Genomic DNA, 26,595 nt, shown 5'->3' on the forward strand with positions numbered 1-26,595 from the left:
TGCGTGCGCGCAGTTCAAGGTTGCGCTCGTGCGCGAGAATCGTGCTAAAAATACCGGGCTGCCTGTTTCGGCCATCACGCCAAGAGTTACCCGTGTATCGCATCACAGATATTGTCGCATGAGAGTAGCAAAATACTGTTATTCGGGGTTGCTGGGCTTATCTTTTGCGGCAGTTTTCGACTACCCTGGGCCGGGTGAGTCAGCAGAAAAATTCCCCCGATGCCCCTGATAGCCTGCCGGAACAGTTGCGTATCCGGCGGGAAAAGCGCCAACGTTTGCTTGACCGTGGTGAACAGGCTTACCCGGTTGCAGTAGAACGCACCATGAGTCTTGCCGAGTTGCGCAAGGCCTACGTTGTGGTGCAGCCGGAAGCAGACGCCGACGGTGCTAGCGCTCCTAACGGTGCAGCCAACAACCAAGAGGCGGGCGAGCAGCCGCAGGTCACCCGCGAAAACGGCGTGACTTATATCCAGCCGGGTGGAGATTCCGGCGACGAGGTGGCTATCGCCGGGCGCCTGTTGTTCAAGCGCGATACCGGCAAGCTGTGTTTCGCCACCCTGCAAGACGGTGACGGCACCCAGGTGCAGGCGATGCTCTCGCTGGCTGAGGTAGGCAAGGAAGCGCTGGATGCGTGGAAGGCTGACGTCGACATGGGCGATTTCGTCGCCGTGCAAGGTCGGGTTATTTCTTCCCGACGCGGCGAGCTGTCCGTGTTCGTGAAGTCTTGGCAGATGGCGTCGAAGTCGATCCGCCCGTTGCCGGTCTCGTTCGCGGAGATGGCGGAAGATACCCGCGTGCGCCAGCGCTATAACGACCTGATCGTGCGCAAAGAAGCCCGTGAGAATGCGATGACCCGCGTCAAGGTCATCCGTGCGCTGCGCAATTACTTGGAAGGTCAGGATTTCGTCGAGATCGAAACCCCGATGCTGCAAACCCAGCACGGTGGAGCGGCCGCGCGCCCATTCGTCACCCACTCGAACGCGCTGGATCTTGATCTCTACCTGCGTATTGCCCCAGAGTTGTTCTTGAAGCGCGCCGTCGTCGGCGGTATTGATCGCGTTTTCGAAATTAACCGTAACTTCCGTAATGAGGGGATTGACCGCTCGCACTCGCCGGAGTTCGCGATGCTGGAAACCTACCAGGCTTGGGGCGATTACAACACCGGCGCGACGATGATTCGCGAGGCCGTGCAATATATTGCGCAGGAAGTTTTCGGTTCTCAGGTGGTCACGCTTGCCGACGGTACTGAGTATGATTTCTCCGGCGAATGGCCAGAAATCGAAATGTATCCTTCGTTGAACGAGGCGCTGGCGCGCAAGTTCCCGGGCCAGCCTGAAGTTACCGTCGACTCGTCTGTTGAGGAATTGCTAGAGATCGCCGATGTCATCGGCCTGCAGGTTCCGAAAGACGGCGGCTGGCAGCACGGCAAGTTGGTTGAAGAAATCTGGGAGTTGTTGTGTGAAGACCAGTTGGACGGCCCAATCTTTGTCAAGGACTTCCCGGTTGAGACTTCGCCGTTGACCCGCGATCACCGCTCGAAGCCGAAGGTCACCGAGAAGTGGGACCTTTATGTGCGTGGTTTCGAATTGGCGACCGGCTACTCCGAGTTGATCGACCCTGTGATCCAGCGTGAGCGATTCGAAGACCAGGCCCGTTTGGCTGCCGGTGGCGATGAAGAAGCCATGGTCTTGGATGAGGAATTCTTGGCTGCCATGGAACAAGGCATGCCACCAACAGCTGGTACTGGCATGGGCATCGACCGTTTGTTGATGGCGCTGACTGGTTTGGGTATTCGCGAAACGGTGCTTTTCCCGATCGTGAAGCCAGAACAAAGCTAGCGGGCGCCACAAAAGCATGAGCAAAGTCAACGGTGATGCACACGGTGGTGCGAACGGTGGTCACGCGCAGCTGAATTCCGCGGCAGATACTTCAAGCGGGAAGCTTTCTTCGCAGGTGGTCGCGGTGCTTGCCACGTTAGTATCGGCAGCGACGGTCATGATTTTGAATGAGACCTCGCTTTCGGTTGCGCTGCCTGCGATTATGCGGGATTTTGGTATTAACGCCGCCAGCGCGCAGTGGTTGATCACTGTGTTCATGTTGACTATGGCCGTGGTTATCCCCACCACTGGGTTTTTGATTCAACGGTTCACCACCCGGCAGATCTTTTTCAGCTCGATGGGGCTTTTTATTGTTGGCACGATCATGGGGGCGGTTGCGCCAGCTTTTTCCGTGCTGCTGCTTGCCCGTATCGTGCAGGCAGCTGGCACTGCGATGATCGTCCCGCTGCTGATGACGGTGATGCTGCAGTTGGTGCCGCTGGAGCGACGCGGCACGGTGATGGGCTTTATTGGTGTCGTCATCGCGGTTGCGCCGGCGACCGGTCCCACCGTTGGCGGTATCATTCTGGAGGCTTTTAGCTGGCACGCGATTTTCTTGTGCATGTTGCCGCTGTTGGGCGCTGTGGCGTTGCTGGGTGCGAAGCTGCTGTCCAACGTGGGTGAAGAGATTCGGCAACCGATTGATGTGATTTCGGTGCTGCTTTCCGTGGTGGCCTTCGGCGGGATCGTGTACTCGCTGTCGTCGTTGGAAACTGCGGTGGCTAGCGGGAATAACGTCGGGTTGTTGATCGCAATGCTGATCGTTGCTGTGATCGCGCTGGTGGTCTTCGTCCTTCGGCAATTGCGCCTGGGGAAAAAGAAAAAAGCGCTGTTGGATTTGCGTCCGTTCACAATTCGTAATTTCAGCCTGGCCGTGCTGATAGCGTTGCTATCGTTTTCGATGTTGATCGGCACCGTGACGATGCTGCCGATCTTCGTGCAAAACGGTTTGGGCGAAGGCGCGCGTACTGCCGGGCTGATCGTGCTGCCCGGTGGGGTGCTGCAAGCAGTGATGTCGCCGATCATTGGGCGTATTTACGATTCCATTGGCCCGAAGCCGATCATGATTCCCGGTGCGATTTTGATGGCGACCGGTTCCTGGCTATTTTCGATGCTGTCTGTCGACGCACAGATTTGGCAGCTGGTTGCCTACCATATGATTTTCGCCTTTGGCTTCGGTTTGTTGATGACCCCGATGATGACGACCGCGTTGAGTTCGTTGACTGGCGAGCTCTACAGCCATGGTTCGGCGATTTTGACGACGCTCCAGCAACTCGCTGCTGCGGCAGGCACGGCGTTGTTGATGGCGGTGCTGACTTTGGGCACCGACTCCGGTTTGTCGGCTGGTTTGGGTGAGGCTGCCGCAACTGCCGATGGCATCCGTTCGGCGTTTTTCGTTGGGGCGTTGATGGTTACGGTAATCATTCCAGTGACTTTTTTCATGCAACGCCCGGAATCTGTGCCTGGATCACACAACTAGCGCGTTCATTCCGCGTAGAGTGTGAGTATGAGTTTCGATTACGCACCATATACCGAATTGATCAACAATCTGCCCACCAAGATCTGGATGGGAAGTGAGCAGGTCGACGCCGTCGGCGGGGCTTATTTTGAGGTCGAGGATCCAGCCACCGGCGAGGTTTTAGCCAAGGTTGCTGACGCTGATTCTTCGCAGTGGAAGAAAACCTTGGATCTTGCCGACGGTGTGCAAAATACGTGGGCGAAAGATTTTACGGCCCGCCAACGCGCTGATGTGCTGATGGCGCTTTTTGACGCTGTGCAGAACCGCGCGGATGATTTCGCCAAGGTTATGACCCTGGAAATGGGCAAGACTTTTGCCGAGGCTAAAGGTGAGGTCACCTATGGTTCCGAGTACTTGCGTTGGTTTGCCGAAGAAGCCGTGCGTATCGATGGCCACTATGGCAAGTCGCCTTCTGGTGCTGGCACAATTCGTGTTACTCACGACCCGGTCGGCCCCTGCCTGGCGGTTACGCCGTGGAACTTCCCGTTCGCCATGGCTACCCGGAAGATCGCCCCGGCGCTGGCGGCCGGTTGCACGATGATCGTCAAACCAGCCAAGGAAACCCCGCTGACGATGCTGTTGCTCGGTGAGGTGATCGCAGACGTATTTGCCAAGCACAACGTGCCAAGCGGTGTGGTTTCTATCGTTCCGACGACGAAGTCTTCTGCGATGTCGCGTGAGTTGATGGAAGATCCGCGGCTGCGCAAGGTTACTTTTACTGGTTCGACGGGCGTCGGCAAGATTTTGGTGGAGCAGTCTGCGAAGAATCTGCAGCGCACCTCGATGGAGTTGGGCGGTAATGCGCCGTTTGTGATCCACAAGGATGCGGATCTCGATAGCGTGCTGGAGTGCGCTTATGCCGCCAAGATGCGCAATGGCGGGCAGGCGTGTGTTTCGGCGAACCGCTTTATCGTGCACGAGGATGTGGCTGCAGAATTCACGCGTCGCATTACCCAGAAGCTCGCGCAGGTGAAGGCTGGTCATGGTCTGAACGAGGGGGTTGGCTTGGGCCCGATGATTACTGCTGCCCAGCGCGATGGCATTGCCGAGCTTGTCGACGAAGCCCGCAAGGGTGGTGCTACCGTGCACACCGGCGGTGAGGTCCCAGAGGGTGAGGGCTATTTCTATCCGGCGACTGTCTTGTCTGAGATCCCAGCGGATGCGGCGATTCTGCGCGAAGAGATTTTCGGGCCGGTAGTGGCAATCACTACCTACTCGGATCTTGATGACGCCATTGCCACCGCGAACGATACTTCCGTTGGCTTGGCAGCGTATGGCTTTAGCGAAAACGTGCATACCGCAGAGCGCTTGGCGCATGAGCTGAACGCGGGCATGGTGGCTATCAACCGTGGTGGTGTCTCTGATGTGGCGGCGCCATTCGGAGGTATTAAAGAATCGGGATTCGGCCGTGAAGGCGGTACCGAAGGCATCCTCGAATACTTGGATACTCGTTATATTGCTACGCCGTAGCATCATGTCGCTGTGGTGGAGTATTCCGCTAGTGCCGTAGCACGTCGCTGCGCTGGAGTGCTCCGCTAGTGCTCATCTTCGCCCATCCTCACCTGGGTTGCCGCCGGGTAGGGGGTGGGCGTTTTTCGTGCCTGGGTATGCGCTAATTTTTCGCAGAAATTGGGCAAACAGTTAATCGTCATATACTGTGGTGTTCCATATCATAGCTAATTGTTTAGGTGTGATGCCTTATAAAAACCAAGCACGTTTGCTAGGAAAACTATACTAATAAAGTCTCGCGAAAATTTGCTCTTGCGAGCCTCTTTATTTTGTTTTCCAACCAAGCACGGGTCAGTGCCAGTCGCTACACACCAAACCGGTATATCGCAGGTTTATTGCGGTCGCGTCGCCCAGGAACTGAGCTGTATTAGACATTTAGTGGAGGTGTCTTTCCGTGAGTACTGCAGATAACACAGCCGCGGCATCATCAGGCATGCCGGATAATTCATCGAACTCGGCTGCAACATCCAGCACAAACACCGCGGGCAATAAAAACCTGTGGCATCGCATGCTCGACTGGCGACCGAATTCAACGATTCCGCGAATCCTCGTCGTACTCACGCTGGTCCTGCCGCTCGCCGGGGCGGCTACTTTCATGTGGGCGATGTGGGACCCGTCGAAGTATCTGCGCGAAGTCTCGCTGGCCGTTGTCAACGAGGACGCCGGCGTCGAACGCGATGGAAAAGAGATCAACTACGGCGACCAGGTGGTTAAAGGCCTACTGGAAACTGATTATTTGAATTTCTCCGAAGTCGATGAAAAACAGGGTGAGGACGGCTTGACCCGTGGCGATTATCTTTTCGTCGTCACGATCCCGAAAGAATTCTCCAGCGATGCGGTGACCGTCATCAGTGACAACCCGCGGCAGCCAAACATCCACTTCGCAAAAAACGACTTCTACGGCACCAACGGTGCAGTGATCACCAACAGTTTGATCCCGCAGGTGCAAAACAGTGTCGCGAATGCGATCTCCAAGAAATACGCCGACCAAGTGATTGCCGGGTTGGACCGGATGGGCCAAGGTCTGCACCAGGCTGCGGATGGTGCTGGGCGTTTGGATGATGGTGCCACCCAGCTGAAAGATGGCGGTGCCCGCGCGGTCGACGGCATCAATCGCCTGAACAACGGCGCTTCTGACTTGCAGGACGGCGCTGGCCGCCTGCATCAAGGAACCACGGATCTGAAGGCTGGCACGACTCGCCTGCAGAACGGTGTTGCGGAATTATCGAATGGTGCGGCCCGCCTGCAGGATGGATCGATGCGCTTGGCCAACGGTACTGACTCCTTGGTTTCTGGTACGGATCAGCTTGCCGACGGCGCGCGGCAGATCGACGCCGGCGTTAATCAGCTGACCGGCATGCTGCTGCCAATGCTTGAACAGGTGCAGGGCACGATGCCAGACATGCAACCAGCGATTGATTTGCTGCGTTCTGTCGGCGCCCACGCGGAAGCAGAGAAATTGGCTGGAATCGTCAATCGTTTGGATCCGGCGAATCAGCAAAACATGGTCGCCCAGCTGAACAAGCTGCGCGACGGCACGGGGCAGCTGTACTACAACTTGGCTGATCCGAACGCGCCCTACCGTGCTGGTGTGCTGAAGTTGCAGGATGGTGCCCACCAACTGAATGACGGTATTGGCCAGCTCAACGGTGGTGTTGGACGTTTGGCTGATGGTGCTAGCCAGCTCGATAACGGTGCGAGCCGGTTGAATAAAGGTACTGGTGATCTGACTGACGGCGTCGGGCGTTTGAAAGATGGCACCACCCAGCTTGCCGACGGCGGTGGCCAACTGATGGACGGCATGCAGCGTTTGAAAGATGGCACCAGCGAGCTTTCGACCAAGCTGGCTGATGGTGCTGCGAAGGCTCCAAACATCGCGAAGCCGGAAGATTCTGCGCAGAATATTGCTGTACCAATCAATTTCACATCGTCGAATGTGCACCCGGTGCAGACTGTGGTCGATGAATCTGACCCGACCGTGAAAAACGTGACTGCCGGTGCAGCAATCCTGATCGTTGTCGTCTTTGGATTCTTGGCGATGGCGCTGCTGTCGATTCTGCTGCCACACATCGTCGGCAAGCGGGCCAATAGCTATACCGTGCTGGGGCCGGTGCTGCGTGCCTTGGGCTTGATCTCGCTGGTGAACATGGCGGTCGTGGGATTCTTCGCTGGATTCTCTGCAGCCCTGGGCTGGCAGCCGGCGAACTGGGCAGCCACCATTGGGGTACTCGCGCTGACTGCGGTGACAGGCTCGGCCGTCTTCCAGTTCCTGCGTATTTTGTTCGGACGGATGTACGGCGGGGTGTTCTCACTGGGATTGTTCGCGCTCGGATTGTTCGTATTCGGTGGAATTTGGCCATTAGATACCACCCCAGGCCCACTGCGGATGCTGCATAATTTCCACCCGATGAGCTACGCCCGCGATGCGTTCATCCGCGCAACCGACGGTTTGTATGACGCGACCTTCTGGGGCGGCATTGGCGGCTTGCTTGTGTTCGCACTCGTGTCGACGGGCTTGTCTCTAGTCATCTATGCTTCCCGACGTCGTGGCGCGGCCACAGAGTTGGATGAAGAGACCCGCTACGTGAACAAGCCACGCTTGGGTGAGGAACCAGCAACCATCGCTCGCTAGGTATGGCTCGCACTAGCGCACACGGCGCCCGGAAATATCTCCACGATTTTCCTTCCGGGTGCCGTTTTTGCGTCTGAAAAATGCGCTAGAAATCAGGTAAGAGCCCCGTTCGCTATTGGCGAACAGGCCCTTGAGCTGCACTAACGCGGCTATTTGCTGAATTGGTTCGCAAAACGGGAAGGGTTGGTGATAGTTGCGCGTTATGGTGGGTGGAACATAACGCAAATCGGTTAGGGAGAACTAAGAGCACATGTTTGAACGGTTTACGGACCGAGCTCGCCGCGTCATTGTTTTGGCGCAAGAAGAAGCTCGCATGCTTAACCACAACTACATCGGCACCGAGCACATTCTGCTTGGTCTGATCCACGAGGGTGAAGGGGTGGCAGCCAAAGCCCTGGAATCCATGGGGATCTCCTTAGACGATGTCCGCAATGAGGTCGAAGAGATCATCGGCCAGGGCTCCCAACCACACAGTGGGCACATCCCATTTACTCCACGTGCAAAGAAAGTCCTGGAGCTTTCACTGCGTGAAGGTCTGCAGATGGGCCACAAATACATCGGTACTGAGTTCTTGCTGCTCGGTCTGATCCGCGAAGGTGAAGGAGTTGCCGCCCAGGTATTGACCAAGCTGGGTGCTGACCTGCCACGCGTGCGTCAGCAAGTTATTCAGCTGCTGTCTGGTTATGAAGGCGGTAACCAGGACGGATCTGGTAGCGGTTCTTCGTCCGCACCTGGCGGCGGTGGCCTGGCAGGCGCCGGTGCTGGTCCTTCCATGGGTGGCGGCTCCGGCGGGGGCGGCAAGGGCGATCGTTCCAACTCGTTGGTGCTTGATCAGTTCGGTCGTAACCTCACCCAGGCTGCTAAGGAAGGCAAGCTAGACCCAGTAGTGGGTCGCGATTCTGAGGTTGAGCGCATCATGCAGGTGCTTTCGCGCCGCACGAAGAACAACCCGGTGCTCATCGGTGAGCCTGGCGTTGGTAAAACCGCCGTCGTCGAGGGCTTGGCCCTGGATATCGTCAACGGCAAGGTTCCCGAAACGCTGAAAGATAAGCAGCTGTACTCGCTGGATCTCGGCTCGCTGATTGCTGGTTCTCGTTACCGTGGTGATTTCGAAGAGCGCCTGAAGAAGGTTCTCAAAGAGATTAACCAGCGCGGTGACATCATTTTGTTCATCGACGAGATCCATAACCTGGTTGGTGCTGGTGCCGCAGAAGGTGCCATCGACGCTGCATCGCTGTTGAAGCCGAAGCTGGCTCGCGGTGAACTGCAGACCATCGGTGCTACCACGCTTGAGGAATACCGTAAGCACATCGAAAAGGATGCTGCGCTGGAGCGTCGTTTCCAGCCGGTGAAGGTAGAAGAGCCTTCATTGGAAGATACCGTGCTGATCCTCAAGGGGCTGCGCGATAAGTACGAAGCGCACCACCGGGTCTCCTACACCGACGATGCACTGGAAGCAGCTGCGAAGCTGGCGCACCGCTATATCAATGATCGCTTCTTGCCAGATAAGGCCGTCGACCTGCTCGATGAGGCCGGCGCACGCATGCGCATCAAGCGCCTGATTGCTCCGGATAGCCTGCGTGAGGTGGACGAGCGCATTGCGGAGGTACGCCGCAACAAGGAAGCCGCCATTGATGGCCAGGACTTCGAAAAGGCTGCACGTTTGCGCGATAGTGAACGCAAGCTGAACGAAGAGCGCGCGGAGAAGGAAAAGGCGTGGCGTGAAAACGATCTGGAAGATATCGCCGAGGTCGGCGAAGACCAGATCGCAGACGTTTTGTCGCACTGGACTGGTATCCCTGCACTGCGTATGACCGAGGCCGAGTCCAACCGGCTGCTCAACATGGAAGAAGAGCTGCATAAGCGCATCATCGGGCAGGACGAAGCCGTTAAGGCTGTCTCCCGTGCGATCCGCCGTACCCGTGCAGGTTTGAAGGATCCAAACCGCCCATCCGGTTCCTTCATCTTCGCCGGGCCATCCGGTGTGGGTAAAACGGAGCTGTCGAAGTCTCTGGCGAACTACCTGTTCGGTAACGACGATGACCTGATCCAGATCGACATGTCGGAGTTCCACGACCGCTTCACGGCATCCCGCCTGTTCGGTGCCCCTCCGGGATACGTCGGACACGAAGAAGGCGGCCAGCTCACCGAAAAGGTTCGTCGCAAGCCATTTTCCGTGGTGCTTTTCGACGAGATCGAAAAAGCACACAAGGAGATCTACAACACCTTGCTGCAGGTGCTGGAAGAAGGCCGATTGACTGATGGCCAGGGCCGTGAGGTTGACTTCAAGAACACCGTGCTGATCTTCACCTCGAACCTGGGTACCTCGGATATCTCGAAGGCCGTCGGTTTGGGCTTCTCCTCGGAATCAGAGACGGACCCAGATTCGCGCTACGAGCGGATGAAGAACAAGGTCGATGAAGAGCTGAAGAAGCACTTCCGCCCAGAGTTCTTGAACCGTATCGACGAAACCGTTGTCTTCCACCAGCTGACCCAGGAACAGATCGTGGAGATGGTCGATCTGTTGATTGGTCGCGTTGCCAAGCAGCTGCGTGATCGTGACATGGACATCGAGCTTTCTGAGAACGCCAAGAAGCTCCTGGCACGTCGTGGTTTCGATCCAGTATTGGGTGCGCGTCCGTTGCGTCGTACTATCCAGCGCGAGATCGAAGACCCAATGTCGGAGAAGATCTTGTTCGGTGAGCTCGGTGCAGGCGAAATTGTTTCTGTCGACGTGGAAGACTTCGACGAAGACAACAAGAAGAAGGGCACGTTCACCTTCAGCCCACGTCCGAAGCCACTGCCGGAAGAAGAATTCGGCGACTTGGACGAGGATGACGTTCGTGAAGTAGAAAACCCAACCGAGTCTGATGACGCCGCTGGTTCCGATGACCAGGACGGTAACGACGGCAAGGGTGGCGGCTCTGGCTCCGATGGGGATAACCCAGATGATCAGCCGGGCACCGTCGGTGAACCGAATGGTCAGCCAGATACGTTGAGCCCAGACACGCCAAACAACGGTGGTTCCGGCGCCTTGCTGGAACGCCCAGAAGACGAGCGTGGTTCGGATGACTCTGATGATTCGGATGGTCCAGCTGGCCCACAGCCACAGCCGCAGCGCGACTAGAAACCGTTGCTAAGCAAACACGGCTGCGAGCCGAGCACATAAGCGCGGCTAAGTAAGCGCGTTTAAGCTGGCCTGTTACCTCGCAATGAGGCGCAGGCCAGCTTTTGCTATTTTTGCTACGGCTACATGGTATTGCCGGAGTGCGAGCCCCACGGCCGTGGCTTAAAAACTCCCGCAATCATTGTGCGGTGCGATGCCATTAAAACGACCAATCAGATACTGCAAGCCTTGGGGCATATCCGTGAATAACGGTAGGGCGTGGTTAACGCCTGCCTTGAGTTCCGGGTGTCGGTTGATCACCTCTGAGAAGGAGTCGCCGCTCTTGGTCAGCGTGCGGGTATCTGTAAAACCCCAGTTTATGGTGGCATCGCCAATGCAGCTGATTTCTGCATCTTGTAAAAAGCGTTTGCCTTCCTCGTTGAATTCTTCGTCAATGATCCGTTGCAGCGCGGGGTAGCGGTCTACCAATCCATTGAGCGTGTAACCCAAGGCAACCACGATGGACGAATTATCGAAGGCTTCCAACACGTGGCGCAGATCCGCCGGTGGGGCGCCTGCGAAGGTGCCCACAAGGTTCAGCTCTGGCGCGTAGCTGGCTTTGTGTTCTGCGGCTGCTGCAGCCGCGCCTCCACCTTGGGAATAACCGGCGAAGCCAACCGGAGAATCTGCTGGGACACCGGCTGCTTGCAACCCAGCCCTGGCGGCATCCAGGACCGCGTGGGCTTCTTCGACTGAGTTCACGTAAGTGTGGTGTGGTCTGGAGTTCCCATGCCCATGTAGTCGGTGCTGATAATGCGGATGCCGGTGAGGTTCGCGAGGTATTGCAGCGGAAGCTCGTAGTTAGCATTGGTGCTCAGATACGGCTGCCCAGCGGGGTTGGCCCGTTGCCTTGCCAAGGGGTAGTTTCACTGCACTAATTGGGTGAGTGGCACAAAAATTACGTATATAGTAATTTTTGAGTCATGAAAGGTGTTGAGGCAGCAGAAATTATTGGTGATTTAGCCTCTCAACAGTGGGGGTTGGTCACTTCAGCGCAAGCGAAAGAAAGTGGAATTGACCTTCCATCGCTATCTCGTCTGGAACAGCGCGGCATGTTCGCTCGTATCCGTCACGGTGTTTATGCGAGTGCAGCGATCGCCCAATCTGCAGTACTGGAGCTCCAGGCTCAGTGGCTCGCGCTGCGCCCAGAGCTGATGGCTGCAGACCGTATTAACAATCTTCAGCTGGCTGCTGAAGCCATAGTCTCGCACACGACTGCAGCTGAAATGTGGGGAATCGGCGATCTTTGGCCCGATGGTGTTCACTTCACCGTGAGACGACGGCGACGCAGCAGACAAATAGATGTTCAGTTTCACAGAGCTGACTTAGCTGATTCCGATTGGACCGTCCACCCGCAATCTGGACTTCCCATAACGACAGTTGCCCGGACAATCTATGACTTGGCACAAGACGGGCACGAGCCAGAGCATTTGTTGGCTTTGATATCTGATGCTGGGAATAAGTTTTTACTGGATAAACAGGAATTAATTGATGTCTTCAGCGGATTTGAAGATGCTTTTGGAGCTAGTAAGGGAGACAGGCAGGAATTCGATGCGCTCGTAAAAGACTATTTTCCTGAGGTCAATGATGTTAAGCACATAAATTTCCGCATTGAAGAGGCTTTGCGTCCGCTTCAAACCCAGATTGCTGCATTGATGGCGAGACTGAGCACATTGGCGATGGTCGATTTAGTCGTTCCGCCATCGATCGAATGCCAGCCACGAGAATTGCAGCAGACCAAGTTACGGGGAGGGATTGATCGTAGTGAAGAAAAAGCCTTCAACGATTAAAAAATCTCATGGTCAGATCGCCACAGCCTTGAAGAATGAGGCGAAGACCCGCGGAGAAAATCCAAATGATGTCTACAATCAATTCTTTCGGGAGACCTTTCTCTATGCATTGATGAACAAACAAAGCGGATGGGTTCTCAAGGGAGGATCGAATATTTATTGTCGTATCCCAGGGGCGCGCCAGACCAAAGATTTAGATTTTTATCGGCAACATGAACCTACTTCATCAGTAGGGGCTGCTGAAGCGCTCGTTGCCCAGATGAACGGTCACAGAGAAGGCCCCTATACCTTTCCAGTCTTCCGTTCCCCGCCGGCAGCCGCCCAGCGGACCGTTGATAGCCAACGCATTATTGTCAAGGTCGTGCATGGTGTGAATAACCAGCTGATTGAGTTTGGGGTTGATGTGAGCGGAGACCTCGAGGTTACTGGGCATGAAGAGCGGCTGGTCGTAGAGAAGACCTACGAGGTGCAGACCGAGTTTCTACCGTCCAGATTTCAAATTAGTTCATATCCGATTGCCAGCCAGATTGCGCTACCAGATGAAAATTGGAAAACCAGGTATCCCATTACCGTCCAAAAACTTGGAGCTAAGTATGCGGACCTCACAAGCATCGATTTGGCATTGCAAATAGCCGGATTGTTGGTCGACCCGATTTTGTGCTGTGAGATCGGCACTGAGAATTTAACGTGGGACTATTCGTCTTTGCAGTGGACATAGCAAAACATACGAAAAGCAAAATTGTGTGTTTGGATATATCTTGGCAGTTCGCCGGAGCTAAAGGTCGTACTGCCGAAATCACTACTCTGGAAGGCAAAATTTCGGCACACGGTGTGTCTCCAGGCCGCGCGTAGTGTGATCATCTCGTATGCGTCTGCCATTTTCGTCTGTGCTGTTAATATCGTCACCACCAGGAACTTCGCGCACCAAGCCGTCGGCAAGCAAGGACCGCAACGCTCGCTCCCGCTGCTCATCCTTCGGCCACACCAGGTCGATTTCCGGCTTCGGCACCGGCTCGGAAGCCTCCCGCAGCACTGCCATGATCTTGCCGCGCACCTGTCGGTCGGTGCCCGCGAATTTCTGCACTCGCTTTTTCTGTTGCGCCAATTCCGTCTCACTAGGCGCCGGCGAGCCTGCCCGCACCCACGCGCAACCGGCGTGCAACGGACATACCGAACACTGCGGCGAGCGAGCCGTGCACACCAAAGCGCCCAACTCCATCAAAGCCACTGAAGTTTGCGGCCCGCAGCCGTCGGCAAGCAACTCACCCACCTGAGCCAACTGCCTTTTCGCTGGCTGCGGCGCCAGAAACTGCCCCTGCCAGGCACGGGCATACACCCGGCGCACGTTCGTATCCACCACCGGGACATTCTGCCCGAAAGCAAAACACGCCACCGCCCGCGCGGTGTAATCGCCAATGCCTGGAAGCGCTAGCAGCTCATCCACATCACTCGGCACCGTCCCGCCGTGCCGCGCAACGATAGCCTGCGCACACTCCCACAAACGCAACGCCCGCCGCGGATACCCCAACCGGCCCCACGCGCGCAGCACATCAGCCTGGCTAGCCGGGGCAAAATCCTGCGGGGTGGGCCAGCGATCCATCCACTCCAACCACTGTGGTGCAACACGGGCGACGGGGGTTTGCTGGCTCATCACCTCCGAGACCAACACACCCCACGCGGTGGTTTCGGCAGCGCGCCACGGCAGGTCGCGCCCGGTGGTTTCGTACCAACCCCGCAGGTCAGGTAGAAGCGCGGTGGCATTCAGTTCGGTGGATGCTTGGGCGCTTCGCTTTGATTCCGTGTGCGCGTCCGAGTGATTCGTCATCGCGCATATTTTAGGACAAAATAGAAGTTGTGAGTATGCAGAATGTGGCCAAGACTCCGCAGGCAGTGTGGGAGGCCCTTCGGGAGGGCAATGAGCGGTTTATTGCGAACCGCTCCGAGCGGCCAAATCAGGACCCGGAATACCGTTCGTTGTTGAGTGTTGGCCAGTCGCCGCGCGTGGTCATCTTCTCGTGTTCTGACTCGCGCGTGCCCGTCGAAATGGTTTTCGACCTGGGGCTTGGCGACGCTTTCGTGATCCGCACCGCCGGGCAGATCATTGACAGCTCGATCATTGCGTCGGTGGAATATGCCATCGAGAAATTCGACGTGAACCTCCTGGTGGTCATGGGGCACGAATCTTGCGGTGCGGTCCGCGCGACGATGGAATTCGCCGAAGGTGGTTCTGCACCAAACGGCTTCCAACGCACCATTGTCGAGCGTGTATTGATGTCGGTGACGGAAGCGAATAAGCGTGGACTGATTACGCGTGAGGACGTCGAACGCCAGCACATCACCGAAACCGTCTACCAGCTGATGGCGCGTGCACCAGGACTGGGGCAGGGGCTGATTCGGCAATCGATGGGCATCGTCGGCCTGCGTTATAACTTGGCCGAGGGCCGGGTAGAGCCGGTTGTGCTCAACGGTGTGCACTAACAGGGGCGTGCCGACGTCTGGCTAGCTGCATGGCGCGGCAGCTGTAGTTACCCGCCGGATGACGTAGGACACGCGCGGTAGTTGTCCCAGCCCAGCAGTGTTTCGTTATAAATTAGGAACTGTGACTTCCCCTCAACACCCACAACGACGCCTCCCGGAAGAAATTTACCGGCGCCGCCGGATCGCTGGATTCGCAATTTTATTGTTGCTGGTGCTCATCCTGGTCTGGTTCTTGAGCGCCGTTTTTGGCGGCAATGGCGACGAGAACCCGCAGTCTGCCGCAGATAGTTCTGCTGCTAACCAGACCGCGACCGCCACTGCCACTGCTGCGCGCGACGACAAAGATGGCAAAGCTTCTGCGACCAAGGATGATGCTGACGACGCCGATGATGCAGCCAACGACAGCGCGGCACAGGAAGCCGATGATATCGACGGTGCTGGTGAGGCGAAGGATGCCGATCGCCCGAAGAAAGATAAGGATAAAAACTCAGCCGATGAGCGTCCTTCGCCGTATGCCGAAGCCGATGAGGCACACGCTGCCGCGAATGCGTGCGACCTGCACAATCTGCGCGTGACGGCCAACAGCAACAAGGCATACTACGGCCCGGGGGATCAACCTTCGTTCTACATGTCCATCGAAAACCCCACCGAGCATGATTGCACGGTGAACTTGGACGAGAACCCACTGCGCTTCGAGGTTTATGATCTCAACACCAACCACCGCATGTGGGCAGATACCGATTGCTACCCAGCGGTGATCACCGGTGAGCAGGAATTCAAGGCTGGGCAAACCCGCCACTTCGAAGCCGTGTGGTCGCGTACCAACTCCGCGCCGGGCGAGTGCAACCACCGTCCAGCTACCCCGGCAGGCAACTACTTCCTGCACGCAGTCGTTGGCGATAACGCCTCTGACGCTCTTACCTTCGCGCTGCGGGCCTAGGGGATAGCGGCATGCCTGCCGCAGGGTGCTGACAAACAGCCTCGCGAGTGGATTAATGTCGGCGTATCAAAAGCTGCAGTGCGGATGCGATTCCCCCTGAAGAGGTGGCCAATCGGTGAGTCACTAGGTGTCTAGTTTTCTGAAGGTAGGCGCACCGTGGCACCTTGGTTTGAATCCTTGACTGCCTGGTATCTGACTGCGAGATCTACGCGGTTCCTAGCAGAGAATTGGATGAAAAGGTTTGCGATCGCTTTTTTGACTGTGATTTCTGCCAGGCACAGTGACTTGGCGATTTCTCCATTTGTCTTGCCTTCACAGATTAGGGCCAAGATAGTTCGTTCACGGTTGTTGATCTTTGGAATTCGAAACTCACTTCCGTCGTTTCTGTTTACGGCAGTTTTGCTGGCAATGAGTCGATTGAGACAGTCGGGAGAGAGAACTGTTCCCCCGTGTGCTACATCGCGTAGAGAGTGGATGATTGATTCACTCTCCTGGCCTTTGGTGATGTAGCCCACTGCGCCAAGACTGAGGCACTTGAGCATTGTTTCATCAGTGTCGAAGGAAGTCATTGCAATGAACAGTGGTGGTTGAGGAAACTGCTGGATGCCTTGGAGCAATTCAATGCCGTCAATATCTGGCATTTGAATATCGGACAACACAAGATCGCATGTATTGTTTTCTAACCACTGCAATGCCTGTTGGCCGGTGGTGGCGGTGCCTGCTACTTCCAAATCGTCGGCGGTCGAGAAGTACACGGGAAACGCCTCGAGGATGGTGAGGTCATCATCAACGAGTAGAATGCGTGCCGTCATTAATTACACCAGGGCAGTTGTGGTTTCTTCGAGCAACTCAACCAATCAGTGATGTTGTAGAACACAGGTGCGTTCGCTTCGTCTGTCGGTGGTGTGGTGGTAGCAGGGGCCAGGGGCAACAGTGTGCCAATGACTGCGAGTGCGATGGCTTTAGTCATATCTGTAGGTATATACCACCGTTATTTTCTAGAAAAGGGGATGTGGGCAGTTGTGACCCATTCTTTATTGGCGCTATATGTTCTCAGTTCTCCTCCGACGGTATGGAGAGTGTTCGACATGCTGGTGAGGCCAAGATTGGTGGATGCTGAGGTTTTCTTTGTTGGGGTGCGGGCGTTGGTGAAGGTGAGTGTGACGCCTTGATCATTGGATGTTGCTGAGATAATGACACGGGATTGTGGGGTGGCGTGCTTGATGATGTTGGTGACTGTCTCGCTGAGCACGCGTTCTAGGGCGGTGGTGTGCAGCGTGTTTGTCACAGGCGTGGACAGTTCGGTGGTGGTTGTGACGGTGAAACTGTGGTCGTGTAGGCGTTGGGTCATGGCTTCGAGTGTGGTTGGCAAGGATGGTGCAGGGTGTGTCTCTGGTTGGGTGTTCAGGGTGGTGAGTAGTTGCCGGATTTTATTGAGGGCCTCTCGGGCTGTGTGGGCGGTGGTTTTTAGCTCTGCGTTGCGTTCTGGCGTGGTGATGGCGAGCTTTTCCAGTCGCACGATGACGGATGTCAGATCGGCGGCGATGGTGTCGTGGAGCAGACTGGTGAGTTGTTTCTGGCGGGTTTGCTGTTTGCGTTGGGTTTGGAAGTGTTGTTGGCGGTTGTGGTGGATCCAGAAGCCAAGGAGGTAGGCCAGGGTGATGATGGTGAGGAAGATGATTGCTGCGCCAATGTCGAATTCGACGCGGCTGTTGGCTGGCGAGTAGAAGCCGCCGAGTGTGATGGTGGCAGCGATTAGGGCTGCTAAAAGATGGTCGCCGATGGCGGTGATGGTGGTGATGAGGAAGATACCGAGGAAGAGTTCCAAGCCTGTCGAATGACCTGCCAATAAAGCCCCGATGAAGGATGCGGTGAAGGTAGCGGCACTCGTGCGTGGGTGGTTGGGGGAGGTGATGAGGCTGAGGGCTTGGAGGATGATTAGGGTGGTGATCAGTGGTGTGATGTTGGTGCCACTGATGATGCTGGCACCGCTGAAAATGAGTGCGAGTGCTGGCAGCGCCAGTGTGGTGGTGAAACGCTGGGCAAGCATGTCTTTTAGACTACCGCTCATGGAATCCGACAGTGGATGCCGAGCGTGAGCAGGCCGCAGGAGTCTTCGCTGCGTTGGAGGATGCCGGTATGTGGGTTGATAGTGCTGCCCAGCCCCTATTGGCAGCCTGCTCTGTTCTATGCCGCCCTTTGAAACGCATGGTGTACGGGAGCGAAGAAAATTCTTGAAGGAATGGTCATGCTGGCGTGTAGCCGAAAACCTCATTCCTCAGGACGTGCGTGTTCGTCCTGGCTATGAGAGTTATTCGGCACACCTATTGAGGTGTATACATGCGTATACTATTTTCCAATTCTCTTCCTTATAAGGCAAAGGCGTAATTACGATTGAAGCGAAAGAGAAAACCCCTGACCTTGGACGGTAGGAATCTATGTCAAAGAAAAACCTTTTTTCTGTTGTCGTTATGGCAACAGCGTTGATTTCAGCAATTGGTAGTTCGCCAGCGCTAGCTGAGACTGCCAGTGGTACCGTAACTAATGAAACAGCTCAATCCAATGAAATGCATGAAGATTCTGTGCTCTTTGGCCGTCCTGGGGAATCAGCAAGGGAGGTTAAAACTATTCCGGATAACAATGGTCTTGCCTTCACTTTGGAGAATACGGACGAACTTCGTTTGGACGGCGATACCGTTCAAGTTTTTGATGAAGCCGGAGAAAAACTTCTTGATGTTACTCCTGAACTTCCCGAAGGCATGACCCTGTGGCTTGATAAGGAACACAATGAGGTGTTTGCTATTCAAGCTGGCACCTCGTTTAGGGGATGTACTTCTAATAAATGGGTGAAGTGGGGACTTCAAGCGGCTTGGGATGGATTGGTTTGTGTTCCAGGTACTGCTGCTGCAACTCCATTAACTCCTATTGGACAGGCAGGAGTGGCGGCGGCATGTCATGGAGCTGGCTCTGGTCTAGTTACGGCTGTGAGCTGCTAGATGGAAAAGAGTCGTGATCGAGATCTGCATGCCCATAAAGGAATGGGCTGGGCGTTTGCTTTAGTTATTGCTGGCATCTTCACTATTGACTTTTCCTTATTTAGTGAAGATCACGTTCCTTACTGGGCTTACGTGCTTAAGTTTTTCGCCCTTTTCTTTACTTTGTTCACGGTGAGTCGTTTTATCTCTGGTTCTACCAATGCAAAAAAGTTGATTTCACTATCTGTTGTATCGGCAATTTCAATAGCAGCGTTTGTTGCCGTGTTTATTTTGATGTGAAATAAGCATTACCTTTTTAAATGAATGTTGTGGCCCCTTGGGAAACTCAAGATTTTCATTTATCGATATGAGTCTACCGGCTCCTGGTTCTTCTTCTAAGCTTACTGGTGGCATGTTCAGCATCACCGTGTTGACCACCTAACTTATCTGCGTGACGAAGTGAGAACCATGACCAGCCGACCCTCCCTGGAGCAGGACCAGCTCCAGGAGGCCTCTCCGTAGCGACTAACCGCGCAGTTCACGCACCACGGCCAGTGCCTGGTGCAGGGTGCTGACGCTGCGCAGATCCAGCCCGTCGGCTGCAAGATCTTTTGCCAACGCGCGGTCTTCGGCTTCGTTGAGGCTTGGGGCAACGGCGCAGCGATAACCGATACGCGCGGCTTCTTGCAGGCGCCGTTTTAGATTCGGCACCGTGCGCAACTCGCCGGCCAGACCGATTTCTCCAATGAACACGGTCTTGGCCGGCAGTGGTGTTTCATGCAGCGATGACCACGTCGCCAGCGCCACCGCTAGATCCGTGGCGGTCTCTGTGATGCGCACCCCGCCGACGGTGGCGACGTAGGCGTCTTTTTCATTGGTGCGCTCACCAGCGCGCGCCTGCAGCACAGCCAGAACCAGTGGGATGCGGTTTTGATCCAGTCCGGTGACCACCCGGCGGGGGTTCTTGGCGACGGGATCTACCGTCAGCGATTGCACCTCTGCCACCAGTGGGCGCACCCCATCCATGGCGACGGTGACCGCGGAACCGTTGGGTGTCGCGCCGTGGTGGGATAAAAATAAGCCGGATGGGTCGGCGACTTCGCGGATACCGTCGGCGGTTTGTTCAAAACAACCGACCTCGTCGGTAGCGCCAAAACGGTTTTTAATTCCGCGCAGCATCCGCAAACTGGATTGCCGTTCGCCTTCGAAGTTGAGCACGACATCCACCAGGTGCTCCAGCACGCGGGGACCGGCGACGTTGCCGTCCTTGGTTACGTGCCCGACCAGCAAAATCGGAATGCCCGTGGTCTTGGCCAGGGTGGTCAGCGCCGCGGTTACCGCACGTGATTGGGCGACCCCACCTGCTACGCCTTCGACGCCGCTGGCCTGCATGGTTTGCACGGAATCGACGATGATGAGTGACGGACGAAGCGCCTCAACCTGGGCAAAGACCACATCCAGGTCTGATTCTGCCGCCAGGTATAGCGTGGGAGAAAGCCCGCCGGTACGTTTAGCGCGGGAATAAACTTGCGCGGCGGATTCTTCTGCCGTCACATACAACGCCGTGCGGGTGGCAGGCTGAGCTTGCTGGTCTGCAGCGCTTTCGGTAGCGGCAGCGGAGCTTTCTCCGCTATCTGCCTGGGGTTCTGGTTCTTGGCTCCAGCGTGCGGCGACTTCCAACAGCAAAGTAGATTTACCCACCCCAGGCTCACCGGCCATTAACACCACAGAACCGGCGACGATGCCGTCGCCAAGCACCCGGTCCAACTCCCCGATGCCGGTGTGCATGCTGCGGGCTGAGCTCGCAGAAATCTGCGTAATCGGCACCGCCGCGCTGCTGGGCGTAAGGCCGCCCCGAGAGTTCTTTCCGCTGTTGCTGCGACTAGCTCCACCGCCGAAACCGCCCCCGCGCGTTGCACCACCCGAGGCGCCTGAACCGAGGCCGGAAGCAAGCCCGGCAGAAAAAAGTGGGGCCGTTTCTTCCAACGTGCCCCACGAACCGCATTCCGGGCAGCGCCCCAACCATTTCGGGGAGGAATAGCCGCACTCGGAACAAGTGTGAATAGCCCGCTGTTTTTTCGCCATGTCTTCATCCTAAGACAGTGGCCTCACACTCAACCCACCAGCGGGGCTAAATTCGAACAATAAATCGAATGGATTGGGTGCTTGATGCTTAGCGCCAAAGGTGTGGCGCTAGCAGACAATGCTTAGCGCCAAAGGCCTGGCGCCGGCAGTCAATTCTTAGTGGTTGTGGCCGCTGTGATCGCCGTGGTCATGGGAGTGGCCACTGTGATCGTCGCCGTGGCTGTGATCGTGGCCGTGCGAATCGCCACTGATGGAGCCTTCACCGCGTGGGGCGTAGCCGTCTTCCCATTCGCGGTCATGCTCGCCGGTAACCAGTGGAGCAGCAGCAACCGCAGCGTCGACGGTGATGGTGCCTGAGTCGAAAACGAATGAGACTTCGCGGCTGCCGCCCGGTGCGAAATCATCGTTTTCCAGGGTGGTTTCGATGTACTGGATGCAGGCCTTTTCAGCCTGTGGGACTTCCTTCAGAGCCATGGCGCTATCGCCAAAGACTGAGCATCCCGACTCGATTGGTTCGAGGGAACCCACAGAAACCTGGGTGCCGTCGACCGAAATCGATTCCAGGGTGTGAGCCTTCATTGATGGGTCCTGGTTGGTGGCGGTGAACTTCAGTGCAGCGGCATTATCGTCCACAGTGATGGTGACATCGCGTACTGAAAGCTCGCCGTTTTCGCTGTTGGCGCTCTGGCCGTCGACCGTCGCTACCTGCGAAGACGTCTGGGTGATGTGGCCAGCCGAGCAGGCGGCCAGCGTCAAGGCGGCCAAGGCGGCAGCGGACATGGTTCCGCCGCGACGAACTACAGATTTCAGGGACGTCACTGTGGGGTCCTCCAACAACTCATCGAGCACAAAGAATTTTCAGACTTTACCTTAGCCGTTTACCCCCGCGCGCACACAGTTTGCGGTTTTATTGGCGAATACCGGAGGGGCATTCGGGGGCAAACTTTTTATGGGTGCTTGTCGACGGCTGTTCTTGGTTTGCTCTCCGGCTGCACTTCGTCTCCTCTTCGGCTGCTCTTCGGCGCCGCCGGTCGGTGCTCCCTCCGTCGGCAAGCATGTGTGGCGTGTTAAACTGACGGATTGAAGTCTGCCTGTTAAGCGAGGAGTGGGAATGGAAATCAAGGTCGGCGAGGTTGTTGTCTACCCGCACCACGGCGCGGCGAAGGTCGAAGCCATTGAAACGCGCGAGATGGGCGGGGAGACGCTTGAGTACGTCGTGCTTTCCATCAACCAATCTGACCTGGTTGTTCGCGTGCCATCGAAAAACGTCGAGCGCGTTGGCGTGCGCGATGTCGTTGGAAAAGAAGGCCTTGAGAAGGTCTTTTCCGTGCTGCGCGAGACGGATGTAGAAGAGGCCGGCAACTGGTCCCGTCGCTATAAGGCGAATCAGGAGCGCCTGGCTTCCGGTGATATTAACCAGGTTGCTGAGGTCGTGCGCGATCTGTGGCGTCGCGACCAAGACCGGGGCCTTTCCGCAGGTGAAAAGCGCATGTTGGTGAAAGCTCGACAGATTCTGGTCGGTGAGCTCGCGCTGGCGGGCCCGGTTGATGAGGACAAGGCCGACAAGATGATCGCCGAGGTTGATGCCACCATCGAGCGCCACCGTGCCGCTGGATTGACTGGCACTTCTGGCCCAGAGGTGGATACCAAGGTTGACGTCGACTTGGATGACCTCAGCTTTGATGACGAAGATTAACCCCGCAGTGATCAACCCCGCAGTGATCAACCCTGCAGTGAATAACCCCGCTGTGTTCGACAACCCTGCCCCAGTAATTGCCATCGTGGCTGCTGCCGGGCAGGGTCATCGTTTAGGCGCGGAAAAACCAAAAGCTTTTGTCGAACTTTCTGGCAAAACGCTGCTTGAGCGCACGATTAATTCGCTGCAGGCCACCGGGCTTGTCGACGAAATCATTGCGGTTGCGGCCCCAGACATGCTTGACGACGCCGCCGCGGTCCTCGAACGCTGCCAGTCCAACCCTGCCGAGCCGGTCTCCAGTGCTGCTGTCGGCGGCGGGGCGACGGCTAAAACCCCGGAGCTGCGCTTGGTGCCTGGCCGGGGCGAGCGTGTTGATTCCGTGATGGCTGGATTGGAAGCCATCTCAGTACCCGTGGCAGGGGAGGCTGGTGCTGCGCCTGCGAGTGATCCAGTGGTGTTGGTCCACGATGCCGCTCGCGCGTTGACCCCACCAGCGATGATCACTCGCGTGATCGGGGCGGTCGTTGACGGAGCTGCCGGAGTGATTCCGGTGGTGCCGGTGGTCGATACCATCAAAACCGTCGCAGGTAGTGCTAGCGGCGAACCCGATGGCGCAACCGACGGCAAACCCGGTGATGAGTTGGTCGTCGGCAAGACTGTGGATCGCAGTGAATTGCGAGCCGCACAAACCCCACAAGCGTTCCGCTATAGCGTGCTCCTTTCCGCTAACCAGGCTTATCTCGCCAGCGTGCAGGCAGATAAAGAAGCTGGAGCGAGAAGTTTTGTGCCTACCGATGATGCTTCTTTGCTGGAGTGGCAAGGCGTGCCGGTGGCTTGTGTTGCCGGTGATGAGCAGGCATTGAAAATCACTACGCGTAAGGATCTGTTGTTGGCGCAGGCGTATCTGCAGGAAGCTGCGCAGAGCCTTGACGACGCGCAATCCACGGCGCAGCACCCGGACGCCGCGCAGTCCAGCGCGCAACCGCAGCAAACCACTGCGCAGCAACAGCAATCTCAACCCGCTGCGATGCCCGTCCCGCGCGTGGGTATCGCCAGCGACGCCCACCAAATTGAAGCGGGCAAGCCGTGCTGGATCGCCGGGCTGCTTTTCGACGGCGTCGACGGCTGCGAGGGGCACTCTGACGGTGATGTCGTCTCGCACGCGATGGTTGATGCCCTGCTGTCGGCTTCCGGCCTGGGCGATCTCGGCTCTTTCGTCGGCGTCGGCAGGCCAGAATATGCCAACGTCTCCGGGGCGCAGCTTTTGCGCGAGGTCCGCGAGCTTCTCGACGACAACGACTTCCAGATCGGCAACGTCGCCGTGCAGTTGATCGGGCAAACCCCGAAATTCAGCCCGCGTCGTGAAGAAGCCCAACAAGTATTGTCCGAGCTGCTCGGCGCACCAGTTTCGGTATCAGCGACGACGACGGACCACCTGGGATTCACCGGCCGCGAAGAAGGCCGCGCGGCAATCGCGAACGCGGTGGTATGGCGCGCTAACTAGTGCGCGCGGCAGTGCGTAGACTAGTACCCTGTGAGCTTACGGATTTTTGACACCGCGACGCGCAAGACCCACGACTTTCAACCCCTGCGCTCTGGCCAGGTTTCGATCTACCTGTGTGGGGCAACCCCGCAGGCGAAACCACACATCGGCCATCTGCGCTCTGGGGTGGCGTTCGATATTGTGCGCCGCTGGTTTCTGGCAAAAGGCTATGATGTCGCCTTCGTGCGCAACGTCACCGATATTGACGACAAAATCCTCACCAAAGCCGCAGCCCACTCGCGCCCCTGGTGGGAATGGGTCTCTACCCACGAGCGTGAATTCACCCGCGCTTATCAGTCCCTCGGCGTGATGCCTCCGAGCGTGGAGCCACGCGCCACCGGGCACGTGACGCAAATGATCACCTATATGCAGCGCCTGATGGATAACGGCTTTGCCTATGCCGTCGACGGTTCGGTGTATTTCGATGTCGCCGCTTGGCTACAGGCAGAAGGTTCGGATTACGGCCACCTTTCCGGCAATCGCCCAGAAGACATGGAGCAGGGTGAGGCGGAAAATTCCGCGAAGAAAAGCCCGCTTGATTTCGCGTTGTGGAAGGCTGCGAAACCCGGTGAACCGTCGTGGCCGACGCCGTGGGGTGATGGCCGCCCTGGCTGGCACCTGGAGTGTTCGGCGATGGCGACGTATTACTTGGGCGCGGAATTCGACGTGCATTGTGGCGGGTTGGATTTGCAGTTCCCACATCATGAAAACGAGATTGCGCAATCGCATGCCGCCGGCGACGGCTTTGCCCGCTACTGGATGCACAACCATTGGGTGACGATGGCCGGCGAGAAGATGTCGAAATCGCTGGGCAACGTGCTCGACATCGATGCGTTGCTGGAAAAGGTCCGCCCGGTGGAGCTGCGCTATTACTTGGGCAGTGCGCATTACCGCAGCGTTTTGGAATATTCTGAGCCGTCTGTGCATGAGGCAGCCGCGGGCTACCGCCGGATTGAGGATTTCGTGGCACGGGCGTCGAAGCTGGCGGGCGCAAACGTCGACAAGCTTGGCATCGTGGGTGGTGAGCTTGCCGACGATTGCTTGCCGACGGGTGATGATGCTGCTGAATTGCGCGCGCACTGGGAGAAGTTTGCCGCGGCGTTAGATGATGATTTTGCGGTTCCGCGGGCACTTGCGGTGATTCACACGACGGTGAAAGCTGGTAATAATGCGTTGGCCGAAAAAGCTGCCACCAAGGCCGTCGCTTTAGCTTCGCTGGTGCGGTCGATGACGGCGATTTTGGGCATCGATCCGTTCGATGCGCAGTGGTCGGGCAGCGCCGCGCAATCTACGGATAGTGGTGTGCAGCAGGCTCTTGCTAGTTTGGTGGAACACGAACTCGCGCTGCGGGCGGCTGCGCGGAAAGACAAAGATTTCGCAACAGCCGACGGAGTGCGTGACCGCTTGAGCGCTGCTGGGATCGAAGTGATCGATACCCCGGATGGCGCGGAGTGGAAGCTGCGCTAGCAGACGTTGCGCTAGTACTGCGTTGGCGCAAACTGGATTAGCGTAATTGCGCTAGCCTGCGCAGCGTAGTGCTGGGAATACAGAATTTTAGATTTTTAGAGCAAGGATAGTGAATAGTTATGGCACGAACCCATGGTAGGGGCGGAGCGGGAATCCGCAAGACCAACAAAAAGGGCGCCACCAAAGGCTCCGGTGCAGTCCGCCGCCGTGGGCTGGCCGGTAAAGGGCCTACCCCGAAGGCAGAAGACCGCGTCTATCACGCGAAGCACAAGGCGAAAAACAAGCGTGAGCGTTCCAACTCGGGTCGGCATGAGGCCACGACGGAGCTGGTTGTCGGCAGGAACCCGGTGGTGGAATGCTTGAATGCGAAGGTTCCGGCGAGCATGTTGTTTGTGGTGGCTGGCACCGGTTCGGATGAGCGGCTGACGCAAGCTGTGCAGATGGCGAACAGTCGTGGTATTCCGATTACCGAACTGCCGCGGCATGAGATGGACGTGAAAACCGGCAACGGCATGCACCAGGGCATTGGTTTGCAGATTCCGCCGTTTAAATACGCGGAAGTAGAGGATCTGCTTGCTGATGTGCAGCAGCGCAATGAGACCGGCATGTTTGTCATTCTGGATAACATCACTGACCCGCGGAATTTGGGTGCGGTGATTCGTTCGGCGGCTGCTTTTGGTGGCCACGGTGTGATTATTCCGGAGCGTCGCTCGGCTTCGGTCACGGCTGTGGCTTGGCGTACTTCTGCTGGTACGGCCGCGCAGTTGCCGGTGGCGCGGGCGACGAACCTGACGCGCACGGTAAAGGAATTCCAGAAGAACGGCTACCAGGTTGTTGGGCTGGAAGCTGGCGGAGAGCACACTCTGGATACCTACGACGGAGGCACAGATCCCGTGGTTATTGTTGTTGGCTCGGAAG

The 26,595-nt window shown here is 56.9% G+C and carries 22 protein-coding genes and 1 pseudogene; 16 read left to right on the top strand and 7 right to left on the bottom strand.

Annotation, left to right across the window (positions count from 1 at the left end; all coding sequences use genetic code 11):
* Positions 1 to 194 precede the first annotated feature (194 nt).
* The 5 genes from lysS to RCH87_RS02100 all read left to right on the top strand — a co-directional run bounded on the left by lysS (position 195) and on the right by RCH87_RS02100 (position 10,664).
* Positions 195 to 1,838, top strand: coding sequence for a lysine--tRNA ligase (gene lysS / locus RCH87_RS02080; RefSeq protein WP_306515096.1), 1,644 nt, complete (start codon positions 195 to 197; stop codon positions 1,836 to 1,838).
* A gap of 16 nt (positions 1,839 to 1,854) precedes the next feature.
* Positions 1,855 to 3,357 (top strand): MDR family MFS transporter, encoded by a 1,503-nt coding sequence (locus RCH87_RS02085; protein ID WP_306515097.1) that lies wholly within the window; start codon positions 1,855 to 1,857, stop codon positions 3,355 to 3,357.
* 27 nt (positions 3,358 to 3,384) lie between these two features.
* Positions 3,385 to 4,866, top strand: coding sequence for an NAD-dependent succinate-semialdehyde dehydrogenase (locus RCH87_RS02090; RefSeq protein ID WP_306515098.1), 1,482 nt, complete (start codon positions 3,385 to 3,387; stop codon positions 4,864 to 4,866).
* A gap of 433 nt (positions 4,867 to 5,299) precedes the next feature.
* The gene (locus RCH87_RS02095) at positions 5,300 to 7,537 is read left to right on the top strand and encodes a YhgE/Pip domain-containing protein (protein ID WP_306515099.1); all 2,238 of its coding nucleotides are present in this window, start codon (positions 5,300 to 5,302) and stop codon (positions 7,535 to 7,537) included.
* A gap of 250 nt (positions 7,538 to 7,787) precedes the next feature.
* The gene (locus RCH87_RS02100) at positions 7,788 to 10,664 is read left to right on the top strand and encodes an ATP-dependent Clp protease ATP-binding subunit (RefSeq protein WP_306515100.1); all 2,877 of its coding nucleotides are present in this window, start codon (positions 7,788 to 7,790) and stop codon (positions 10,662 to 10,664) included.
* Positions 10,665 to 10,826: 162 nt separating this feature from the next.
* Here RCH87_RS02100 and RCH87_RS02105 read toward each other — a convergent pair whose 3' ends face one another.
* Both RCH87_RS02105 and RCH87_RS02110 read right to left on the bottom strand, forming a co-directional pair.
* A complete protein-coding gene (locus tag RCH87_RS02105; protein ID WP_306515101.1) occupies positions 10,827 to 11,405 on the bottom strand; it encodes a lipase family protein in 579 nt (192 codons plus the stop codon).
* On the bottom strand, positions 11,402 to 11,560 hold the full coding sequence (locus RCH87_RS02110; protein WP_306515102.1) for a hypothetical protein: 159 nt from the start codon (positions 11,558 to 11,560) through the stop codon (positions 11,402 to 11,404). The genes RCH87_RS02105 and RCH87_RS02110 overlap by 4 nt, the downstream gene beginning before the upstream one ends.
* Before the next feature lie 66 nt (positions 11,561 to 11,626).
* On the opposite strand from RCH87_RS02110, the gene RCH87_RS02115 reads away from it, so the two are divergent.
* A complete protein-coding gene (locus RCH87_RS02115) occupies positions 11,627 to 12,493 on the top strand; it encodes a type IV toxin-antitoxin system AbiEi family antitoxin domain-containing protein (protein ID WP_306515103.1) in 867 nt (288 codons plus the stop codon).
* Complete coding sequence (locus tag RCH87_RS02120; protein ID WP_306515104.1) at positions 12,468 to 13,211, top strand: hypothetical protein; 744 nt, start codon at positions 12,468 to 12,470, stop codon at positions 13,209 to 13,211. The genes RCH87_RS02115 and RCH87_RS02120 overlap by 26 nt, the downstream gene beginning before the upstream one ends.
* Positions 13,212 to 13,292: 81 nt before the next feature.
* On the opposite strand, the gene RCH87_RS02125 is transcribed toward RCH87_RS02120, so the two are convergent.
* Positions 13,293 to 14,318, bottom strand: coding sequence for an A/G-specific adenine glycosylase (locus RCH87_RS02125; protein WP_306515105.1), 1,026 nt, complete (start codon positions 14,316 to 14,318; stop codon positions 13,293 to 13,295).
* A 35-nt stretch (positions 14,319 to 14,353) separates the two neighbouring features.
* On the opposite strand from RCH87_RS02125, the gene RCH87_RS02130 reads away from it, so the two are divergent.
* Positions 14,354 to 14,971, top strand: coding sequence for a carbonic anhydrase (locus RCH87_RS02130; protein ID WP_306515118.1), 618 nt, complete (start codon positions 14,354 to 14,356; stop codon positions 14,969 to 14,971).
* A 121-nt stretch (positions 14,972 to 15,092) separates the two neighbouring features.
* A complete protein-coding gene (locus RCH87_RS02135; protein ID WP_306515106.1) occupies positions 15,093 to 15,911 on the top strand; it encodes a hypothetical protein in 819 nt (272 codons plus the stop codon).
* A 131-nt stretch (positions 15,912 to 16,042) separates the two neighbouring features.
* On the opposite strand, the gene RCH87_RS02140 is transcribed toward RCH87_RS02135, so the two are convergent.
* Positions 16,043 to 16,723 (bottom strand): response regulator transcription factor, encoded by a 681-nt coding sequence (locus tag RCH87_RS02140; RefSeq protein WP_306515107.1) that lies wholly within the window; start codon positions 16,721 to 16,723, stop codon positions 16,043 to 16,045.
* Positions 16,724 to 16,902: 179 nt separating this feature from the next.
* On the bottom strand, positions 16,903 to 17,961 hold the full coding sequence (locus RCH87_RS02145; protein ID WP_306515108.1) for a sensor histidine kinase: 1,059 nt from the start codon (positions 17,959 to 17,961) through the stop codon (positions 16,903 to 16,905).
* A gap of 388 nt (positions 17,962 to 18,349) precedes the next feature.
* Here RCH87_RS02145 and RCH87_RS02150 point away from each other — a divergent pair, with 388 nt between their 5' ends.
* Positions 18,350 to 18,907, top strand: a complete 558-nt coding sequence (locus RCH87_RS02150; protein ID WP_306515109.1) for a hypothetical protein — start codon at positions 18,350 to 18,352, stop codon at positions 18,905 to 18,907.
* Complete coding sequence (locus RCH87_RS02155; RefSeq protein WP_306515110.1) at positions 18,908 to 19,186, top strand: hypothetical protein; 279 nt, start codon at positions 18,908 to 18,910, stop codon at positions 19,184 to 19,186. It abuts the gene before it with no gap.
* Positions 19,187 to 19,411: 225 nt separating this feature from the next.
* On the opposite strand, the gene RCH87_RS02160 is transcribed toward RCH87_RS02155, so the two are convergent.
* A complete protein-coding gene (locus tag RCH87_RS02160) occupies positions 19,412 to 20,971 on the bottom strand; it encodes a DNA repair protein RadA (RefSeq protein WP_306515111.1) in 1,560 nt (519 codons plus the stop codon).
* Between the two features lie 156 nt (positions 20,972 to 21,127).
* On the bottom strand, positions 21,128 to 21,790 hold the full coding sequence (locus RCH87_RS02165) for a hypothetical protein (protein ID WP_306515112.1): 663 nt from the start codon (positions 21,788 to 21,790) through the stop codon (positions 21,128 to 21,130).
* A 292-nt stretch (positions 21,791 to 22,082) separates the two neighbouring features.
* Between RCH87_RS02165 and RCH87_RS02170 the strand changes: the two genes are divergently transcribed.
* The 5 genes and pseudogenes from RCH87_RS02170 to RCH87_RS02190 form a co-directional block, all read left to right on the top strand.
* Positions 22,083 to 22,667 carry a CarD family transcriptional regulator gene (locus RCH87_RS02170; protein ID WP_306515113.1) on the top strand — a complete coding sequence of 195 codons (585 nt, stop codon included), beginning with the start codon at positions 22,083 to 22,085 and terminating at the stop codon, positions 22,665 to 22,667.
* Positions 22,654 to 23,565, top strand: a pseudogene (locus RCH87_RS02175) (2-C-methyl-D-erythritol 4-phosphate cytidylyltransferase); the annotation flags it as partial. The gene RCH87_RS02170 and the pseudogene RCH87_RS02175, both read left to right, overlap by 14 nt.
* Before the next feature lie 129 nt (positions 23,566 to 23,694).
* Complete coding sequence (gene ispF / locus RCH87_RS02180; protein ID WP_306515119.1) at positions 23,695 to 24,171, top strand: 2-C-methyl-D-erythritol 2,4-cyclodiphosphate synthase; 477 nt, start codon at positions 23,695 to 23,697, stop codon at positions 24,169 to 24,171.
* A gap of 30 nt (positions 24,172 to 24,201) precedes the next feature.
* Positions 24,202 to 25,677 carry a cysteine--tRNA ligase gene (cysS, locus tag RCH87_RS02185; protein ID WP_306515114.1) on the top strand — a complete coding sequence of 492 codons (1,476 nt, stop codon included), beginning with the start codon at positions 24,202 to 24,204 and terminating at the stop codon, positions 25,675 to 25,677.
* Between the two features lie 119 nt (positions 25,678 to 25,796).
* A partial coding sequence (locus tag RCH87_RS02190; RefSeq protein ID WP_306515115.1) for an RNA methyltransferase occupies positions 25,797 to 26,595 on the top strand: 799 nt, incomplete at its 3' end.

This window comes from Corynebacterium sp. (assembly GCF_030826625.1).
GTDB lineage: Bacteria > Actinomycetota > Actinomycetes > Mycobacteriales > Mycobacteriaceae > Corynebacterium.

Bases quoted from the DNA above. Each gene is read 5' to 3' on its own strand.
- RCH87_RS02085 (WP_306515097.1), top strand. From the start codon at position 1,855: ATGAGCAAAGTCAACGGTGATGCACACGGTGGTGCGAACGGTGGTCAC.
- RCH87_RS02090 (WP_306515098.1), top strand. From the start codon at position 3,385: ATGAGTTTCGATTACGCACCATATACCGAATTGATCAACAATCTGCCC.
- RCH87_RS02100 (WP_306515100.1), top strand. From the start codon at position 7,788: ATGTTTGAACGGTTTACGGACCGAGCTCGCCGCGTCATTGTTTTGGCG.
- RCH87_RS02115 (WP_306515103.1), top strand. From the start codon at position 11,627: ATGAAAGGTGTTGAGGCAGCAGAAATTATTGGTGATTTAGCCTCTCAA.
- RCH87_RS02125 (WP_306515105.1), bottom strand. From the start codon at position 14,318: ATGACGAATCACTCGGACGCGCACACGGAATCAAAGCGAAGCGCCCAA.
- RCH87_RS02130 (WP_306515118.1), top strand. From the start codon at position 14,354: ATGCAGAATGTGGCCAAGACTCCGCAGGCAGTGTGGGAGGCCCTTCGG.
- RCH87_RS02140 (WP_306515107.1), bottom strand. From the start codon at position 16,723: ATGACGGCACGCATTCTACTCGTTGATGATGACCTCACCATCCTCGAG.
- RCH87_RS02145 (WP_306515108.1), bottom strand. From the start codon at position 17,961: ATGCTTGCCCAGCGTTTCACCACCACACTGGCGCTGCCAGCACTCGCA.
- RCH87_RS02150 (WP_306515109.1), top strand. From the start codon at position 18,350: ATGTCAAAGAAAAACCTTTTTTCTGTTGTCGTTATGGCAACAGCGTTG.
- RCH87_RS02155 (WP_306515110.1), top strand. From the start codon at position 18,908: ATGGAAAAGAGTCGTGATCGAGATCTGCATGCCCATAAAGGAATGGGC.
- RCH87_RS02160 (WP_306515111.1), bottom strand. From the start codon at position 20,971: ATGGCGAAAAAACAGCGGGCTATTCACACTTGTTCCGAGTGCGGCTAT.
- RCH87_RS02170 (WP_306515113.1), top strand. From the start codon at position 22,083: ATGGAAATCAAGGTCGGCGAGGTTGTTGTCTACCCGCACCACGGCGCG.
- ispF (WP_306515119.1), top strand. From the start codon at position 23,695: ATGCCCGTCCCGCGCGTGGGTATCGCCAGCGACGCCCACCAAATTGAA.